Raw genomic sequence first — 17,114 nt, forward strand, 5'->3', positions numbered from 1 at the left:
CTCGTTGCGGACTTCCGCCACGCACTAGGTCTCGCATAACTTCGCGTTCCTGATGCGGTGTGTCGCGCGGAGAGTCGGTGTGCGAGGTCCGCAGAAGGTCTGCGGCGTGCGCGGAAGGTATGTGGGACGGCGGCCGGACGGACGCCGCCTCGCTAGGTGCGGACGACCTCGATGGTCATGCCCGCGGCGCGCAACCGGTCGGTGAGTGCGTCGCCCATCGCGGAGGCGGGGGTCAAGATGCCTGCCAATTCCGGCTGCTTCGCACTATCGAATGCCAGGCACAGTCCGGCCTGTCCGAGCATGACGGCGGTGGCCTGGTAGCCGGGATCGCCGGTGCCGGAGAAGGTTGCCACGTATTTCGCCCCTGAAGACGTGCGCGCGTAGGTCTTCATGGTGAACCAGCCACTGGTGCGCGCCTGTTCACTCGGCCCGGTGCCGGGCTTGGGCACGATCCGGTCGAGCAGCTTGCGCCCCACCGCGACTCGCGACAGCACCGCACCGGCCGTCATCGTCGCCACGATGCCGCCCGCCATACCGGCGGCCACCAGCGGCGCCGCGGCCGACTTGCCCGCGTTCATCACCTCGCGGTAGCGGAAATTCTTGCCGTAGACCCAGCCGAGCAGACCATTGGTACGGCGCACGATCTTGGTGTTGTGCGCGGCCATGACGAAGGTGCCGACCCACCCGTCCAGGCTGGGGTCGATGCCGCTGGCCCGCTGCAGCGCCTGATCGGTCTGCCGACCCACATCGGGTTCCATCGACTTGTCCGGGCTGAGCGAGTACGGGTGGCTCATCACCGAACCCTTGGCCGGATCGGCCGCGATGGCCTCCATCATGGCCCGGCCCGAGTCGATGGTGCCGCCGCTCACCCCGCCCTTCAGCGACGCGATCAGCGTGGTGTCCTCGAGTTCGCCGGTATTGTCCGCGACCGTGCGCTTGTACAGCTGGTACACGCTCAGATCCGACGGAATCGAGTCGTAGCCACAGGAATTCACGATCTTCGCGCCGGTCTGCACGGCCTGCTCGTGGTACTGGTCGATCGCGTCCCGGATGAACAGCGGCTCACCGGTGAGGTCGGCGTAGTGGGTCCCGGCCTTCGCGCACGCGGCCACCAGCGGCAGGCCGTAGCGCAGGTACGGGCCGACGGTGGTCACCACGACAGTGGTGCGCGCGGCCAGTGCGTCGAGCGCGGCCTGGTCGGTCGAATCGGCAACCACCAGACCCCAATTCGCGGCGGCCGGGCCGAGTTCGTCACGGACCGTTGTCAATTTGTCGAGTGAGCGTCCCGCCAACGCGATGCGCGCCTCGGCGGGCGCCGCGCCGAGCAGATACTCCGCGGTGAGTTTGCCGACGAAACCCGTTGCGCCGAACAGCACTAGGTCGAATTCTCGGTTGTCTGCCATGATCTTCCGTTCGATAGCTGCTGTGCTGGATTATTTGGCGCCGGAACCGCGCGTGGCGGGCTTCTTCGCCCGAGCCCGCGGCTTTTTGGTCGGCGTCGGTTTGCGCTCGTTCAACCACTCCCGATGCGCCTTACCCAAATCGGTGACCGGCGCCTCGTCGTAGAGCCATTCACGGGCGATCTTGTGCCAGTTCGCGGTGCATTCGAGCTGGCCGAGCATGCCGAAGGTGAGGAAGTCGGCACGCCGGGAGAACAGATGCTCCGGCGGCAGATTCTGCTGTTTCATCCCGGCGAATTCACTGGCCCGCGGATCCACCGCGAGCAGAAACGCGCCGCTGGCCAGCTCCGGGGTAATGGTCAGTTCCTCGTCGATCAGACACCATTCCGAGGCCGCGAGCACATACTCCAGGCATTCTTCGGCGCCGATCTCCTCCGGCGAGTCGATCACGCCGCGCTCGATCATCAACTGCCGCAGGTCTTCTGCCCGATCCTCGGCCGCCGCGCGCAGACAGATCGTCTCGAACCGCACATGTTCGGGATCCATCCGATTGAACAGGCCGAAATCGAGGAAGCCGACCCGACCGTCGTTGGCCAGCAGCACATTTCCCGGATGCGGATCGCCACAGAATTCGTTGAAGCTGAACAGCGAACCGACATAGAAGCGATAGATGATCTCGCCCATCCGATTGCGTTCGGCCGCGGGCAGCTGACGGATCTCCTCGAATCCCATGCCCGCCACATATTCACTGACCAGTACCCGCGTGGTACTGAGTTCGGGCAGTGAGCGCGGCACCATGATGAACGGATGTCCGGCGTAGAGCTCGGCGATCTGGAGTTGGGTATCGGCCTCGGCGTGATAGTCGAGTTCGCTTTCCATATTCAGCCGCAACTCGTCGAGTACCGCGGGCGTCACCCACGGCATCGCCGATTGCAGTACGCGCCGGAACATGGCCAGATTCTTGAGATCCGCGCGCACCGCCGCATCGATGCCCGGATACTGCACCTTGACCGCGACTTGACGTCCGTCGTGCAGCCGCCCCAGATACACCTGCCCGATCGAGGCAGCGGCAATGGGTTCCGGCTGGAATTCGGCGAATATCGCGTCCAGCGGCTGCCCGAAATCCTCCTCGATCACCTGTCGCATCGACTCGAACGACACCGTCGGCGCGGCATTGCGCAGCACGGCGAGTCGTTTCTGGAAGCGCTCACGATGGCTCTCGGGCACCAGATCGAGGTCGAGCACCGACATCATCTGGCCGAGCTTCATGGCCACGCCCTTCATGGTCCCGAGGACCGTGACCACCTGCTCGGTGGTGCGGATCATGGACTCCTCGGCCATCTTCGCGCGTACCGCCGCCGACCGGCCCCGCATGGATAGGCGTGTGCGCTGGGTTCGGATTACCGAACTGGCTGCCACCGCACCCAGCTTGGTGCCACGAGCAAGCCGAGAAGTCGGCACTTGCTTCGCCATCGAGGTACCTCCATTGGTGCCGACGCGCTGGGCTTCAGAGTAGCCAACCTCGCGGCAATGTCGAGACCGCCGTCACTATTTCAGCTAGCGCCCCAGCTAGCGGCCTGTTAGCGCGCGAAGTCGGGCGATTGAACAGCTGGCGATCACGAGCTAGCGCTCAGGCACCGGCCTGTGGCGGTTCCGGCAGGATGTGCGGCTGGGCGTTGAAGATCGCCCGGGAGCCGCCCGCGCGCGCCATCCCCTCGATGGCGCTCCAGGCCATCATGGTCAGGTAGTCGATGACTTCCTCGCGCGACATCGCCTTATCCGTCGTCCACCAGTGCGTCGCCAACTGGATGCCGCCGACCAGCACATACGACCACAACAGGGCGCCCTCGGTCGCGAAGCCGTGCTCGGCGCCGCGATCGATGATGACCGTGGTGACGACCTCGGCGAAGAGCTTCTCGAATTCGGCCAGCGAGGACTGGTCGGTCGAGCCGTTGCCCATGATGAACCGGTAGACCTCCGGGTCCTCGTCGACCGTGCCGACGTAGGCGGCCAGGGCCGAACGCACCAGGTGGTACTCGTCCGCGTCGAGGCTGATCGCCTCGTACACCCTGGGCATCAGGGTGGTCTCGATGAACCGCTGCATGGTCGCGTGGACCAGGTCGTTCTTATCCGAGAAGTAGCGGTAGAGCACGGTCTTGGAGACGCCGATCTCCGCGGCGATCTCGTCCATGCCCGCATTGCTGCCGCGGGTTCGTATAGCCGCGAGGGTGCCGTCGACCAGCTCTTCGCGGCGGTCGATCTTGTGCTGCCGCCATCGGCGCTTGCGGCCGTCCGTCCGGCCGGTGCGCACCGCCGCCGGTCGTTCGGCAAGCTCGCCGACATCGACAAGGTCATCGGTGGACAGCGTGAGCTCCCTCGTTCGTGTTGGGTCGTGGACCACCAGCTTAGGTCCAGGCAACGACCCATATGCGCGTTTGGGTGTCGGTTGCGACAGGTTGCACATCAACGGGCCATTCGGCGTCGGTTGCGTGTCGCTTGTGATCGGCCGGGAGGTCGGTCCGCAACACACAGCAGAATGGGTGTCATGGAGAAATCTCCCGGCGCGGTGCTCGATGCGCCCATGTCCGCCGCACCGACCAGTTTCGCGGCCTTCGTCGACGAGGCGGGCAAGCGCCGCGATCTGTTCAAGATGAAGGCGCTGGCCACCGGGTTGTTGGCCTTCGCGACGGCTGTCTATCTGTTTTGCCGCTGGCTGGAATCGCGGGGGGCGGGCGATGATTGGGTCGGTTACCTGCGGGCTGCCTCCGAGGCGGGCATGGTCGGCGCACTCGCCGACTGGTTCGCCGTGACCGCGCTGTTTCGCCATCCGCTCGGCCTGCCGATCCCGCATACCGCGATCATCAGGAAGAAGAAGGATCAGCTCGGCGCCAGTCTTGGCGCCTTCGTCGGATCGAATTTCCTTGCCCCGGACGTGGTCTCGGCGAAGGTGAATTCGGCGCAGGTGTCCTGGCGGGTGGGGCGCTGGATGGCCGATCCCGGACATGCGGGCCGGGTGGCGCAGGAGAGTTCGACCATTCTGCGCGCGGTGGTCGGGGTGCTGCGGGACGAGGATGTCGAGCAGGTGATCGACAACACCATCGTCAAGCGGATCGCCGAACCGCTGTGGGGTCCGCCGATCGGCCGGGTGCTCGCCGAGCTGCTTGCCGACAATCGGCAGTTACCGCTGCTCGACATGCTTGCCGAGCGTGCGCACCAATGGGCGCTCGGTTCGCAGGAAACGATCGACCGGATCGTTTTGCGGGACGCGCCGCAATGGGCTCCGAAATTCGTAAACATTCTGCTTTCAGAAAGGATCTATCGCGAGCTGGTCGAGTTCACCTGGAAGGTGCGCTCGAATCCGGAACACGAGGTGCGGCTCGCGGCGAATCGGTTCCTCGAGGAATTCGCCTACGACCTCCAGCACGACGACGCCATGATCAAGAAAGCCGAGCGGATCAAGGCCCAGATCATGGGGCGCGAGGAGATCACCGGCATGGCCGAGGCGACCTGGCGCGCGGCCAAGCGGTTGATCCTGGAATCGGCCGACGATCCGAACTCCACGCTGCGGCGCAAGGTCGCCGAGAACGTGCAGCAGCTCGGGGAGCGGCTGCGCGACGATGCCGAGATGCGTGCCAAAGTCGACGATTGGATCGACCGCGGCGCGCGGTATCTGGTGGAAAACTATGCCGGGGAGATCACCACTCTGGTCACCGACACGGTTGCCAGATGGGATGCCGAGGAAGCTAGCAAGAAGATCGAATTGCAGGTTGGGCGTGATCTGCAATTCATTCGCATCAATGGCACGGTCGTAGGATCGCTGGCAGGGCTGGTGATCTACACGATTTCGCATTTGATGTTCGGCGGCTGACCGCCGCGGCGTGAGCGATAGGCCCGGAGGAGGCAGAGGGCTGGTGAGCGCCGCGAATCGAACATAGCGCGCTGAAAGTTTGCTGAAAGGGTGCTAACAGCGTGCTTGCAATAGCTAGCACCCTGCTTTAGAATCGGAAACGTACAACCGCCAGAAGGTGAGTGATGGCAGACCAGCCCGAAGGTTCCGCCGAGTACACCGACGAGTCGCAGGAGAGATCCAGCGGTGTCGGCGAAAAGGCGGCGCGTGTGGCCAACGCGGCACACGACATCGGAGGTTTCATCAGGGCACAGCGAGAAGCCGCGCAAGTCTCGTTGCGTCAGCTCGCCACGCTGGCGGGAGTCAGCAATCCATACCTCAGCCAGATCGAGCGCGGATTGCGCAATCCGTCCGCCGAAGTACTCGCGCAGATCGCCAAGGCACTGCGCGTCTCTTCGGAGGTGTTGTACGTACGGGCTGGCTATCTCGAGCAACGGCCGCACAGTCCGGTCCGGGATGCCCTGCTTGCCGATACGTCGATCAGCGAGCGGCAGAAGCAGGTGCTGCTGGACATCTATGAATCGTTTCGCCGGGAAAACGGAGGAAGCGAACCAGGGGGGGACGAGTGGGACAGCGACGTTCCGAGCACATCACCAACTCCGCCACGCCAGGAGAACGAAGAATGACCGAAAACACCACCATCAAGCCACTGTTCGCAACCGTCGGTGCCGGCGACGCCGTGTACACCGCGGTGGTCGACGCCGTCAGCCAGGTCCGTGAGCGCGCCGCGACCGCCGATGTCAGCGGTCGCGTCGAAGAGGCACGCGAGCGCTTCGCCAACGTGCCCGCCGATGTCCGGGCCCAGTTCGAGACGCTGCGCGAGCGGCTGTCCGGACTGCCCTCGGAGCTGCCGGAGGACCTCGCCGAGCTGCGCGAGAAGTTCACCTCGGAGGAGCTGAAGGCGCTCGCCGAGAAGTACTACACCCAGGTCCTCGACCTGTACGCGGATCTGGCCGTGCGCGGCGAGGAGACCGTCGAGCGGCTGCGCGCCAACCACCTCGTCGAGGATCAGATCGAGCGCGTCGAGACCCTGTACAAGGATGCGGCCAGCCGCGCCGAGGATGCGCTCGCGAAGGTCAACGAGCTGATCGGCCGTCCGGCCAAGGAAGACGAGGACGCGGTCGATCCGGTCGTCGAGGCCGAGGTCATCGAGGTGACCACCGAGACCGTGCCCGCCACCGACGGTGAAGCCCCCAAGAAGGCTCCGGCCAAGAAGGCGCCCGCCAAGAAGGCAACGGCGGCCAAGAAGGCGGCACCCAAGAAGGCCTGACGCCCTTCCCTTCTCCACGCTGACGACCCCGCACACCGACGTGTGCGGGGTCGTTGCTTCTATGATGGGCTGGTGGACACAGCGCACGGATTGGCCAGCTGGATCTTGTACGGGCTGCGGCTCTTGGCGCTCGGCGCGACGATTTTCGCGCTGATCCACGCCATCCGACAGCGCCCCGACGCCTTTACCGCAGTGGACAAGCTGACCAAACCGATCTGGATCGCAATCCTCGGCGCGGCCCTGCTGTTCCTGCTCCTGTCACTGAGCGTCACGAGTTTGCTTGCGCTGGTGTCGATTATCGCGACCGGCGTGTATCTGGCTGATGTGCGCCCGAAGGTGGATGAGATTCAGCGCGGGCCGCGCTGGTAGTCGATGACCCGGCTTCGGGTGGGTGGGGGCTCAGGTTCGGGGTGCGCATTTGGTGCGTGACCGAAAGTTGCCGAGGTTCAGTGTGATCCGCGCGGTTGCTGCGCTGTGCACTCGGTCGCTGCGTGCGCACTTGATTGATGCGCGGCCGAAAACCGACTGAGGTCAGCGCGGTTCGAACTGGTGCGGTGACGCTTGATCGGGGATCGAGCGCTTGTGGTCTGCGCGTCGGTATTCGTCGTCCGCGACAGGGATTGTCGACCTGGTGGCGGGTGCCTGAAGGCCGACGAGGTTTTGGGCGAACATGCTGGACCGGCTATGTGTTGGGTGGTTTCGGGCGGCCCGCGGCAGCCGGGTGAGGCAGATGCGGGCGCTGGCCCGGCCCACGCTCGCAAATCCTGGCGCATTCCGCCAGGAAGCCGAAGCCGACCGCGACACCGGCCAGCCCAGCGGCGGAGCTGGATTTTCGATCGACTTGGGGCGATCCGCCCGGGGAGCGGGATGCAATTCCGAGGCGGCTCGCACGTATGCAAAATGGCTGGCTCATGCTGGTGACGGGCGGTTCGGGGGCTCGGGCGGCTGGGTGGTTGGAGCCGGTTTTGTGAGCGATCACAAAGAAGGGTGGGGAGAAGTTCGGATAACTTTTGGGGTGCTTGCACTAGCAAGCACGGCGGTTTGCAGTTAGTGTATCGGGGAGTAACACAAAGGAGTGTCCGATGCGTGCAATGCCGCCTGCGCTGGTGGGCTTCCCTGGGCGGGTCCGGGGGTTGTTTCACACACACCGCGCCAACCTGAGGTCCCGTACCTATGCGACCGCGGCGTTCAATCCGCCGACCGCGCCCCATGAGGTCGTTCCGGTCGTCACCCGTGATGGTGCGCGCTTGCGCGTACACGTCTACGGACCCGCCGACGCGCCGACGATCGTGCTGGTACACGGCTGGACCTGCGCCATCGAATACTGGAATGCGCAGATCAACGAATTCGCCGACCAGTACCGCATAGTCGTCTACGACGTGCGCGGCCACGGCGAGAGTGAGCTCGGCTCCAGCCGTTTGACCACCGATCTGCTCGCCGAGGATCTGGCCACTGTGCTCGACGCCACCCTGCGCAAGGGTGAGCGCGCGGTTGTGGTCGGCCACAGTCTCGGCGGGATGACCCTGCAGGCCTGGGCCGGACGCTATCCGGACCGAGTCGCGAAGCAGGCATGCGCGGTACTGCTGACCAACACTGCGCCGGGCCGACTGATCGCCGAGACGACCGTCCTCCCATTCTTCAATGCACCACTCCCGTTGCTGAACCGGCGAATCGCGCTGCCGCCCGCCATCGGGCGCTTCGGCCTCGGCGCCGCGATCGTCTTCCCCTCGATCGCACCGGTGAAGTGGGCCTTCACCCGACAGATCATGAGCCTGCGCTCCACCGGGGACGTGGTCGACTACAGCCTCGCTGTCGTCCGCTCCTGCCCTGCCCGCGTCCGTGCGAAATTCGGGATCCTGCTCGCTGAACTGGATCTCGGCGAATCGGCCCGCAACCTCGTCGTACCGACCACGATCCTGGCCGGTGAGTTCGACGATATGACCCCGCCCGTGCACGCCGAGCGAATCGCCGAAATGCTCAGGGAGACAGGCAGTCTGGTCAAGTACGAGGTGCTCCCGCAGGGGCATCTGGGCAACACCGAGATGTACGAGCGGTTCAACGAGGAACTGGCGCTGATCGTCGATTCGGTGCGTCAGCCCGCGAAAGCAGCAGGCTGAGTCTCTAGGAGAAGACGACCGTTCGGCGGCCGTGGACCAGGACTCGGCCCTCGAGGTGCCAGCGGAGTCCGCGGGCCAGGACCACGCGTTCGATATCGCGGCCTTGGCGGACCATATCGCGGACCTCGTCCGCGTGGTCGATGCGGATCACATCTTGTTCGATGATGGGCCCCGCGTCGAGTTCGGCGGTGACGTAGTGGCAGGTCGCGCCGATCAGTTTGACGCCGCGGGCAAAGGCCTGGTGGTAAGGGCGGGCGCCGACGAACGAGGGCAAGAAGCTGTGGTGGATATTGATCGCCTTGCCTGCCCAGTGTTCGCACAGGTCGGCGGGGAGTACCTGCATGAAGCGAGCCAGCACGACGGCGTGCGGGTCGTGGGCATCGACCAGGGCGCGGACCTCCTCGAAGGCAGGGCCGCGTTCGGCCGGATCCTTCGGGAAGGGCACATGGTGGAACTTCACGCCGTGCGCCTCGGTCATCCCGGCGAGGTCCGGGTGGTTGCCGATCACCGCTTCGATGGTGGCGGGCAGTTCACCGCTGGCGGCGCGGCCGAGCAGGTCGTGCAAGCAGTGGCCGTCCTTGCTGACCAGTAGTACAGCCCGGCGCCGTTCACCGGAGTCCAGCAGCTGCCACTCTGTCTCCGTGCCGAAGTCGGCCGCGACTCCGGCAAATCGGTCGCGCAGTTCCGCGATGCCGAACGGCACCGTCGACGCCTTGATCGCCTGGCGGGTGAAGAACCAGCCGATATCCGGATCGGAGTGGTAGCCCGCCTCCACAATGGACCCCCCGAACTCGGCAATGAAGGAGGTGATCCTGGCGATGATGCCGGGACGGTCCGGGCACCCGAGGGTGAGCACGAAGCGTCGGTCGTCCAAGGCAGGTGGAGCGGAACTCATGCGCTCATCCTCCCAGGTCGACTATGTGCCACCGGCGGCACCCGGCACGCGGCGGGTGTTGAGCGAGTGTTGCGCGAAAGCCGACAATGGGAATGTGACACGGGTGAAGTTCGTACGACAGCTCGATGGGCTGACGTATGAATTCGTGCGCGACGGCTGGGCCTACGGCTACCCGTCGTACAAACGAATCGATCACGACCTCTGGTGCCGCCGCCTCCCAGACTTCGGCTGGTCCATCTGCACCGCTTCCGACGAAGTCCTCAGTCGCCCCTTCGACGACCCCGGCCAAGGCAACCTTCCCCCCGAAGGTGCCTGGGTCACCCGCAAACACGAACGCTCCTACGTCTACACCATGCTCCACCACCCGTGACCCGCCGAGAATGCATTCCTGCAGCGCCCTTCTCGACCTTTCCGGCCACCATCCCGATCCGGCCACCCCTCCCCCTGGATCCCCAACCTCGCCTGGCCCGCGGAACTACAACTCGTAAAACGGCTCCGCGTAACGGAATTCGCCGGTGATCTGCGAGTCGTACGCCGACAACGTGCGCACCTGGAAATGGGAAACCCAGGCCGGTTCGTCCGGTGTGATGCCGAGGCGGGCGGCGGGGAGGAAACCGAATTGCGGGTAGTAGTCGAGGTGGCCGAGCAGGCCGATCAGGGGTTCATCGAGGGCGTCGGCGGCGCCGATGGCGGCGTGCATCAAGGCCGCGCCGACACCATTGCCCTGATGTTCGGCCAGGACGCCGATCGGGCCGAGGGCGAGTACCGGGAACGGGCCGACGCCCGCGCGGGTGAGGCAGACGTGGCCGATGACGCTGTCGTGTTCCACCGCGACCATCGAGAGGGTGGGAATCCAGCCGGAGTCGCTGCGCAGCCGGGTGATCAGGTCGACCTCGGGTGGGTCGGCCGCGCTGTCGTCGGCGAGTTCGGCCGTCTCCCGGTCGGCATTCGCGTACTGCGGTCCGAAGGCGCTGCGGTGGACGGCCGCGATCGCGGCGGCATCGTCGGCGCGTTCGCGACGGATCAGCACAGTGTCGTCTCCTCCTGAACGATTGGGGCCATCCGCAACTGCGCAACATCGGCCGGGCAGTCGCAAGCGCTGTCTAGCTCCACCGACAGTATCGAGTGTGCGCGATGTGCCCGAGGCACGCAATGGAATTCGCCGCCGGTATGCCAGACTCTCACCTTGTGGCAAATTCCGCGTCGCTGACCAGGGCTGAGGTGGCCGCCATGATCGATCACACGCTGCTGGCGCCGGAGGCGACGGCCGCGGAGGTGGCCGCGCTGGTGGTGGAAGCACGCGAACTCGGCGTGTACGCGATCTGCGTATCGCCGTCCATGCTGCCGATTCGGGCAGCCGGAGTGGTGGTCGCGACGGTCGCCGGATTCCCTTCCGGGAAGCACCATTCGCTCGTCAAGGGCGCCGAGGCGCGCCTCGCGATCGAGCAGGGCGCGGCCGAGGTCGACATGGTGATCGATGTCGGGGCCGCGCGCGCAGGCGATTACAGCGCGGTGCTGTCCGATATCGTGACCGTGCGCGAGGCAATGGGGGATCGCGCGGTACTCAAGGTGATCATCGAGTCGGCGGCGCTGTCCGATGCCGCGATCGTGGAAGTCTGCCGCGCCGCCGAACGCGCCGGTGCCGATTTCGTGAAGACCTCCACGGGATTTCACCCCTCCGGCGGTGCCAGCGTGCACGCGGTCCAGCTGATGGCCGAGACCGTCGGCGGACGACTCGGTGTGAAGGCCAGCGGCGGCATCCGCACCTCCGAGGCCGCCGCCGAACTGATCGCCGCGGGCGCGACCCGCCTCGGACTCTCGAAATCCCGTGCGGTGCTGGAGGGATTTCCCGCCTGAACCAGTCCGGCGAATCCGACGACGGGCGTGCCGGATTCGCCGATACAACCATGGAAATGCCGACCTGGACCGCCATTTCGCCGATCGAAAGTCCGCCGTCCGACGCGACGCGCCCACCGATGTCGCGCCGCGGCTCGCCGACCGACGCTGGATCAGCAGCTGACGCTGCCGCTGTTGTTCTCCGCGGCGGGAAGTTCGGTCCGCCCACCTGCCAGCTTCACCACGATGCCGTTATCGGTGACCTTGACATCGGTGGCCTTCAGACCGAGCGGGTAGCTCTGCAGACTCTGCGTGAACACTTCGACGATGCCCGACACCAGATCGGTCGGTATCCCCATGCCGAGCAGCGCCGCCGACTTCGTCTCGACCTGCACGGTGCCGTCCTTGATCTCCGGCTTCACCTGCAGCTGGGCGAGCCCGCCGAGCACATCCAGGGTCAGCATCCCGGTCGACGATGAGGACGACACACCGCTGACCAGTCCGCCGAGCGTCTCCCGGATGCCGTCGTTGCCCCAGGTGACATCGGCCGAGGAGCTGCCGATGGTGCTGCCGCTGCCGCTATTGCTGACCTCGACGTTGTTGAATCTGGCGTGCACCACCATGCCGACGGCCGGACCGAACTTGGAATCGTCGCTGTCCACCTTCACCTGATCGACCTTCCCGTCGATCCAGGTGATCAGCATCGGCTTGGCTCCGAAGCTCACATCGATCTTCGAACCCATATCCTTCTCGAATTGGGTGCTGATACACCTCGAAACCTGGTACCGCGCATATGCCTCCCCGCCGACCAGCACGGTAGCGAGCAGAATCGCGACCACAACGAGGGCGATCACCAGGGCGCGCCGGTTGACCGTCAGGGTAGATGGGCTCTTCATACTCATGGGCTCGATTCTTCCCCACGTTTCTGAGCTCGCTCTGTGGGCGCTGTGAGGGGTTCGGTTGTGACATGCGACACAGAATTCGAGCGTAGCCTGGTCGACATGGCTGGCGATGCGGCGGGCCGCGCACTCGATTCCACCGAGCACGGGTGGCGTGTACTGCGGCGATTGGCCGGGCGTCATGCCGGGTTCTTCACCACCAGACAGGTACTGCGCGCCGGATGTGAGGCGCACGTTCGCGCCGGTCTCGGCGACGGCTCGGTGACGCGGGCCGGGGTCGGGCTCCTGCGGTTGGCCGACTGGCCCACCGGCCCGCTCGACGAATACGCCATGTGGGCGGCCTGGTTCGACGGTGCCGCCGCGGTCTCGCATCAGAGTGCTGCGGAGTTGCACGGACTCGGTCGACTGAGGCCGCGATTCCTGCACATGTCGGTCGGTGCGGGCCGTCCACCGATCACCCCGCGGCTGGTGGTGCTGCGCCGCCAGCTGATTCCGGCCGATCTCGAATCCGCGGGTGGATTTCTGGTGACCACGCCCGTGCGCACGGTGCTCGATCTGGCTGAGGCCGCTATCGGGCAATCCGCATTGGATGAGGTGGTCGGCGACGCGGTGGCCATCCATCGCTGCGATACCGATGAAATCCGTTCCGCGAGTACGCGGCTACCCCCGCGTGCGGCGGTCCGGGTGTACCGGGCCCTCACCGCCGTCTGATCGGCGCGGTGCAGACGCGAATGATCCGATTCTGCTATCAATTCGGTCGATCTCCAGTTTTGCCCGGCGCGCAATCATGGCATGGTGACTGACCATGGGGACGGTAGGTCAGGGCAAGTGGGATCTCGTCTTTCCGTCCGGAGCGCCCGAGCGCATCGGCGATATGTTCGCCACCGCCGTGGTCGCCGACGCGGTCCGCAGATATGACGCCGACCTCGCGCAACAGGTCGAAACCTGCCGGGACTGGCACTGTGCCTACCGCGGCATCTTCCGTGCCATGACCGCCTTGGCCGCGAGCTCGCCGGCGGTCTCGGCGGGGATCGCGACCGACGGGTTGCGGGCGGCACGCCAGCTGCTGCGTTTCGTGACCGGGCACACCATCGCACCGCTGCACAGCGTCGACGTGGATGCGATCGCCACACCCGACGGACTCCGGACCGGCCGGATCGACGGGACAGCGAAACCCGCGCCTCGGCTCGAAATTCCGTTCCGCGGAGAGCTATTGGCCGAGGAGGTGCTGTGGCAGCAGCTGACCGACTGGCGGCGCCGCGGCATTATCGAGCCCGCTTTCGCGGCGGCGGTGGAGCGGGTGATCGATCATCCCGAGTGGTTGTCGCTGCCCGGATTCCGGGTAATCGTCACCGGGGCGGCGGCCGAACTCGGACCGCTGCGCCCGCTATTGCGATGGGGCGCTGACGTTCTCGCGATCGATTTGCCCGGACCGCAGCGGTGGCAAGGGATTTCGGATATCGCGAAGGCGGGTGCGGGTCGACTGCGCTATCCCGTCACGGCCGGGCCGGGCGCGGATATCACCAGGCAGTTCCCGGCATTGGTGCATTGGATACGCGCGCAGTTCGACCACGACGCGCGCCCGGTGTTCGGTCTGTACGCGAATGGTCCGGGACCGCAAGGAGTTCGGCTGGCCGCCGCGCTGGATGTCCTCGTCGAGGATCTGCTCGAGCACCGCGATGACGCTGCCGTCGCATACCTCGGTTCGCCGACCGACTGCTACGCCGTCCCGGAGGACGTCATCGCGGATGCCCACGCCCGCCTGCGCGAGCGCGGCGTCGGCCCGCACCTTTTGCGCGTGCTCACCGCATCGGCCCTGTACCGGCCCAACTACCGCACCACCAATCCCGACCACCTCGGCGCGACCTGGAGTGTCGCCGAAGCCCTGCTTCCCGCGCAGGGCCCGAATCACGCACTGGCGCAACGTCTCCTGCGGTGGCGCACGATCCTCGCGCACACCGCGGGCCGCACGGTCTCATGCGCCGTCGCACCACCCGCCAGGACGAAATCCCTGCGCGCCCAACGCTCCCTCGCCGCCTCCTACCGCGGCGCCCACCACTTCGGCATCGAAGTCTTCGACCCCGACACCGCCCGAACCCTCTTGGCGGCCAAGCTCGTTGCCGACCTCTTCGCCCCACCAGAAACACCCGCCGACACCAACGCCGAGGGCCTATTCGTGGCCGGTGCCGCCCACGGCGGCCTCTGGCGTCAGCCCTACGAGCCGACCTCGATCCTCCCCCTCGCGACCCTGACCGGCTACTTCCGCGCGCTCCTCGACCGCCCCTGACAACCGAGCGCCGCCGCCGCATTTCAAGACCAGGGGAATCTATGGCGGCATCGGTCGAGAAGCCGCCACCTGATCTTGATCTACGCTGTTGGGTTGGGTGCGACGGTGGACCAGGGGACCGAGAGCACGCAGTCGCGCATGCGGCGGCGGTAGGTGCGGACTGGGTAACCCTCCTGGCGCAGATACTCGGCCGCCGCACGCCAGCGCACTCGGGGGCCGAAGGGGGCGAGCGGCGCGGCGCGGGCCCATGCGCGGTCAGCGGCCGTCAGCAGCGCGTGGATCGGTTCGCCGGGAATGTTGCGGTGGATCAATACTTTCGGCAGGCGCTCGGCGATATCGGACGGACGCTCGACGGTGAACGGATCCCAAGCCAGCGTGAGGGAGCGCGGCCCGGATCGATCCAACAGCACCCAGGCGCACCGTCTGCCCAGCTCATCGCAGGTGCCGTCGATGAGTAAACCGGCGGGGTCCATCCCGGACACAATGGTGGCCCAGGCATCGGGAACGGCGGACTCCGGATATTGGCGCAGCACGTTGAACGCGCGCACCAGCACCGGCCGCAGTCCGGCCAATTCGAAACCGCCGCGCGCGAAGGTGACGCCGTCGCGGCCGGGCACCACTCGTTCGGGATCGATTTCCAGCCCGACCACCCGTACATCCGCCCGGACCATCCGCAGTCGACGAGCCAACTCCAACGTGGTCCACGGACTCGCCCCATAGCCGAGGTCGACGACCAGCGGATCGGGCGCATCGCGCAGTCGGCCGGTGACCAGCTCGTCGTGGATCAGCCAGCGGTCGCTGCGCCGCAGTCGGTTGACACCGGTGGTGCCCCTGGTGATGGTGCCGACCGGTCTCAGCGGGTCGGGTTTTGCTCTTCCAGCCACTTCACGGTCTGCTCGGCCTCGGCGCGGAACAGGTCGACCAGGTTCACCAGCATCAGCTGTTCGAGCCGCGGGCCGACCATCGGAATGAACACCTTGGCCTCGGAGGAGAACCGCATGGTGCAGCCGGTGTCGGTGGGGAACAGGCGAATGGTGCCGCCGAGGCTGCCGGGCCCGGCCGGAATGGACGCCGAGAACTTGCCGACGGATTCGTTCTCGTCGAACGGTCCCCAGCTCTCCTTGCGGGTGATCACCATGTCCTTGCGCATGACGGTCTGCGCGATCTCCGGCAGCATGTCGCGCGGCAGGATGTGGTGGAGCACGATGTCGATACCCGAGTCGCTGACATCGAGGCTGGCGACTTCATTACCGGGCGCTAGTTTCGACATCTCCGCGCACCGGTCTTCCCAGTACTCCCGGGTCGACAGCGCCGCGTAGAGCTCTTTGGTGGTGTGCAGCGGGAAGCGGGCTGAATAGTCCAGTCGGCGAGCCATGTGGGGTTACGTTACCGGGACCGGTGGCCGCCGCATCGCTCGGCGTTGGGTCTGGGGATCCGCCACAATTTCCACACCCATGCCATGCGGAATCCGCACATCGTCAGGACAGAATCGCAGTATGAACAGGACGTGGGAGGCGTGGGGCGGGGTGATCACGGCGACGGTCGCAGCACTTCCGCTCGCCGTTGCTCTCGCGTGGTGGCTGGCGCGGCGGCGGGGTTCGTGGCGCAATGCCCTGTGCGAGGTCGGCATGGTGGTCGGCACCGCGCCATGGTTGTGGATGATCCTCACCCCGACGGGCACCGGTCGTTCTGTGAATGCGGTGCCGTTGTGCGATCTGATCGATCAGCTGCGCAACGATCGAGTCGCCGAGCAGCTCGGCGGAAACCTATTGGTATTCGCCGCACTCGGCTTTCTGCTGCCGATCCGTTGGGCCTGGTTCGCCGACCTGTGGCGGCTGCTGATGGTCGGCGCGGTGCTGTCCATCGTCGTGGAGATGTCCCAGTTCGCTTCAGGCATCGGCCGCCACTCGTCCGTCGACGATGTCCTCGTCAACGCGATCGGAGCCATGCTCGCCGGACTGGCGTCGAATCGCTGGTGGGTGTCGAGCTCACCAGAGGCCGCGCCGACCAAGCTCAGTGCTCGGCGAGCCAGTTGTTCGTGAACTCTTCCTCGTTCGTCAGCAGTTCGGTCAACCGCTCCGCGATCGCGGCCTCGATCTTCCCGCCGAACAGCGGAATCTTCACCTCGATGGTGCCCTCGGTCTCGGCGACCGAACCGGAGCCGTCGGCCGTGAGCTCGATGCTCCCGCGGACCTCGGCGGGCGCACCCTCGACCCGTGCGGTGAAGGTGGCCGAATCGCCGGTCCAGGTCTCGGTGCGCGGGATGATCAGATCGCCGGGGCGCACCGCGGTGATCGCGGCTGGCAGCAGCTCGGCCGCGATGACCTGCACCATCTCGACCTTGACCTGGTCGCCGTCGACAGTGACCGAATCCAGCCGGGCCTTTTCGCCACCCACCTCGGCGATGCGGTCCTTCCAATACTGCTCATCGGCGAAGGCCGCGCGTACGGCGGCGACCGGATGCGAGTAGCGAGCCGTGTACGCCAGGGGTGTAGCCATGGTC

The 17,114-nt window shown here is 66.1% G+C and carries 19 protein-coding genes; 10 read left to right on the top strand and 9 right to left on the bottom strand.

Annotated features, from left to right (window positions below; translation table 11 throughout):
* Positions 1-152 precede the first annotated feature (152 nt).
* The 3 genes from ACQP1T_RS04135 to ACQP1T_RS04145 all read right to left on the bottom strand — a co-directional run bounded on the left by ACQP1T_RS04135 (position 153) and on the right by ACQP1T_RS04145 (position 3,711).
* Positions 153-1,406: a saccharopine dehydrogenase family protein gene (locus ACQP1T_RS04135; protein WP_433761966.1), complete on the bottom strand. Its 1,254-nt coding sequence runs from the start codon at positions 1,404-1,406 to the stop codon at positions 153-155.
* Between the two features lie 27 nt (positions 1,407-1,433).
* The gene (locus tag ACQP1T_RS04140) at positions 1,434-2,873 is read right to left on the bottom strand and encodes an ABC1 kinase family protein (protein WP_433758634.1); all 1,440 of its coding nucleotides are present in this window, start codon (positions 2,871-2,873) and stop codon (positions 1,434-1,436) included.
* Positions 2,874-3,030: 157 nt separating this feature from the next.
* Positions 3,031-3,711, bottom strand: coding sequence for a TetR/AcrR family transcriptional regulator (locus ACQP1T_RS04145; protein ID WP_433761967.1), 681 nt, complete (start codon positions 3,709-3,711; stop codon positions 3,031-3,033).
* Positions 3,712-3,945: 234 nt separating this feature from the next.
* On the opposite strand from ACQP1T_RS04145, the gene ACQP1T_RS04150 reads away from it, so the two are divergent.
* The 5 genes from ACQP1T_RS04150 to ACQP1T_RS04170 all read left to right on the top strand — a co-directional run bounded on the left by ACQP1T_RS04150 (position 3,946) and on the right by ACQP1T_RS04170 (position 8,694).
* Positions 3,946-5,268: a DUF445 domain-containing protein gene (locus tag ACQP1T_RS04150; protein WP_433758635.1), complete on the top strand. Its 1,323-nt coding sequence runs from the start codon at positions 3,946-3,948 to the stop codon at positions 5,266-5,268.
* A 164-nt stretch (positions 5,269-5,432) separates the two neighbouring features.
* Entirely contained in the window at positions 5,433-5,933 is a 501-nt protein-coding gene (locus ACQP1T_RS04155) for a helix-turn-helix domain-containing protein (RefSeq protein ID WP_062983652.1), read from the top strand.
* Positions 5,930-6,577, top strand: a complete 648-nt coding sequence (locus ACQP1T_RS04160) for a heparin-binding hemagglutinin (RefSeq protein ID WP_433758636.1) — start codon at positions 5,930-5,932, stop codon at positions 6,575-6,577. The genes ACQP1T_RS04155 and ACQP1T_RS04160 overlap by 4 nt, the downstream gene beginning before the upstream one ends.
* A gap of 72 nt (positions 6,578-6,649) precedes the next feature.
* Entirely contained in the window at positions 6,650-6,946 is a 297-nt protein-coding gene (locus tag ACQP1T_RS04165) for a DUF2516 family protein (RefSeq protein WP_040696344.1), read from the top strand.
* Positions 6,947-7,659: 713 nt separating this feature from the next.
* Positions 7,660-8,694, top strand: a complete 1,035-nt coding sequence (locus tag ACQP1T_RS04170; RefSeq protein WP_433758637.1) for an alpha/beta fold hydrolase — start codon at positions 7,660-7,662, stop codon at positions 8,692-8,694.
* A 4-nt stretch (positions 8,695-8,698) separates the two neighbouring features.
* Here the strand turns inward: ACQP1T_RS04170 and purU are convergent, their stop codons facing one another.
* Positions 8,699-9,589, bottom strand: a complete 891-nt coding sequence (purU, locus tag ACQP1T_RS04175; RefSeq protein WP_433758638.1) for a formyltetrahydrofolate deformylase — start codon at positions 9,587-9,589, stop codon at positions 8,699-8,701.
* 94 nt (positions 9,590-9,683) lie between these two features.
* Between purU and ACQP1T_RS04180 the strand changes: the two genes are divergently transcribed.
* On the top strand, positions 9,684-9,959 hold the full coding sequence (locus tag ACQP1T_RS04180; protein WP_433758639.1) for a hypothetical protein: 276 nt from the start codon (positions 9,684-9,686) through the stop codon (positions 9,957-9,959).
* Positions 9,960-10,064: 105 nt separating this feature from the next.
* Here ACQP1T_RS04180 and ACQP1T_RS04185 read toward each other — a convergent pair whose 3' ends face one another.
* Entirely contained in the window at positions 10,065-10,619 is a 555-nt protein-coding gene (locus tag ACQP1T_RS04185; protein ID WP_433758640.1) for a GNAT family N-acetyltransferase, read from the bottom strand.
* A gap of 140 nt (positions 10,620-10,759) precedes the next feature.
* On the opposite strand from ACQP1T_RS04185, the gene deoC reads away from it, so the two are divergent.
* Complete coding sequence (gene deoC, locus ACQP1T_RS04190) at positions 10,760-11,446, top strand: deoxyribose-phosphate aldolase (protein WP_433758641.1); 687 nt, start codon at positions 10,760-10,762, stop codon at positions 11,444-11,446.
* Positions 11,447-11,598: 152 nt separating this feature from the next.
* On the opposite strand, the gene ACQP1T_RS04195 is transcribed toward deoC, so the two are convergent.
* Complete coding sequence (locus ACQP1T_RS04195) at positions 11,599-12,327, bottom strand: LmeA family phospholipid-binding protein (protein WP_433758642.1); 729 nt, start codon at positions 12,325-12,327, stop codon at positions 11,599-11,601.
* Positions 12,328-12,426: 99 nt separating this feature from the next.
* Between ACQP1T_RS04195 and ACQP1T_RS04200 the strand changes: the two genes are divergently transcribed.
* Both ACQP1T_RS04200 and ACQP1T_RS04205 read left to right on the top strand, forming a co-directional pair.
* Positions 12,427-13,035 carry a type IV toxin-antitoxin system AbiEi family antitoxin domain-containing protein gene (locus tag ACQP1T_RS04200; RefSeq protein WP_433758643.1) on the top strand — a complete coding sequence of 203 codons (609 nt, stop codon included), beginning with the start codon at positions 12,427-12,429 and terminating at the stop codon, positions 13,033-13,035.
* A gap of 94 nt (positions 13,036-13,129) precedes the next feature.
* Positions 13,130-14,611: a hypothetical protein gene (locus ACQP1T_RS04205; RefSeq protein ID WP_433758644.1), complete on the top strand. Its 1,482-nt coding sequence runs from the start codon at positions 13,130-13,132 to the stop codon at positions 14,609-14,611.
* An 80-nt stretch (positions 14,612-14,691) separates the two neighbouring features.
* Here ACQP1T_RS04205 and ACQP1T_RS04210 read toward each other — a convergent pair whose 3' ends face one another.
* Complete coding sequence (locus ACQP1T_RS04210) at positions 14,692-15,495, bottom strand: class I SAM-dependent methyltransferase (RefSeq protein ID WP_433758645.1); 804 nt, start codon at positions 15,493-15,495, stop codon at positions 14,692-14,694.
* Positions 15,465-15,986, bottom strand: a complete 522-nt coding sequence (locus ACQP1T_RS04215) for a DUF2505 domain-containing protein (protein ID WP_433758646.1) — start codon at positions 15,984-15,986, stop codon at positions 15,465-15,467. Before ACQP1T_RS04215 ends, ACQP1T_RS04210 begins: the two co-directional genes overlap by 31 nt.
* Before the next feature lie 121 nt (positions 15,987-16,107).
* On the opposite strand from ACQP1T_RS04215, the gene ACQP1T_RS04220 reads away from it, so the two are divergent.
* Complete coding sequence (locus tag ACQP1T_RS04220; protein WP_433758647.1) at positions 16,108-16,653, top strand: VanZ family protein; 546 nt, start codon at positions 16,108-16,110, stop codon at positions 16,651-16,653.
* Here the strand turns inward: ACQP1T_RS04220 and ACQP1T_RS04225 are convergent.
* A complete protein-coding gene (locus tag ACQP1T_RS04225; protein ID WP_433758648.1) occupies positions 16,625-17,110 on the bottom strand; it encodes a DUF2505 domain-containing protein in 486 nt (161 codons plus the stop codon). The two genes, ACQP1T_RS04220 and ACQP1T_RS04225, sit on opposite strands and share 29 nt — an antisense overlap.
* Positions 17,111-17,114: the final 4 nt, after the last annotated feature.

It is taken from the genome of Nocardia sp. CA-135398, assembly GCF_050955845.1.
In the GTDB taxonomy this organism is placed as follows: Bacteria; Actinomycetota; Actinomycetes; order Mycobacteriales; family Mycobacteriaceae; genus Nocardia.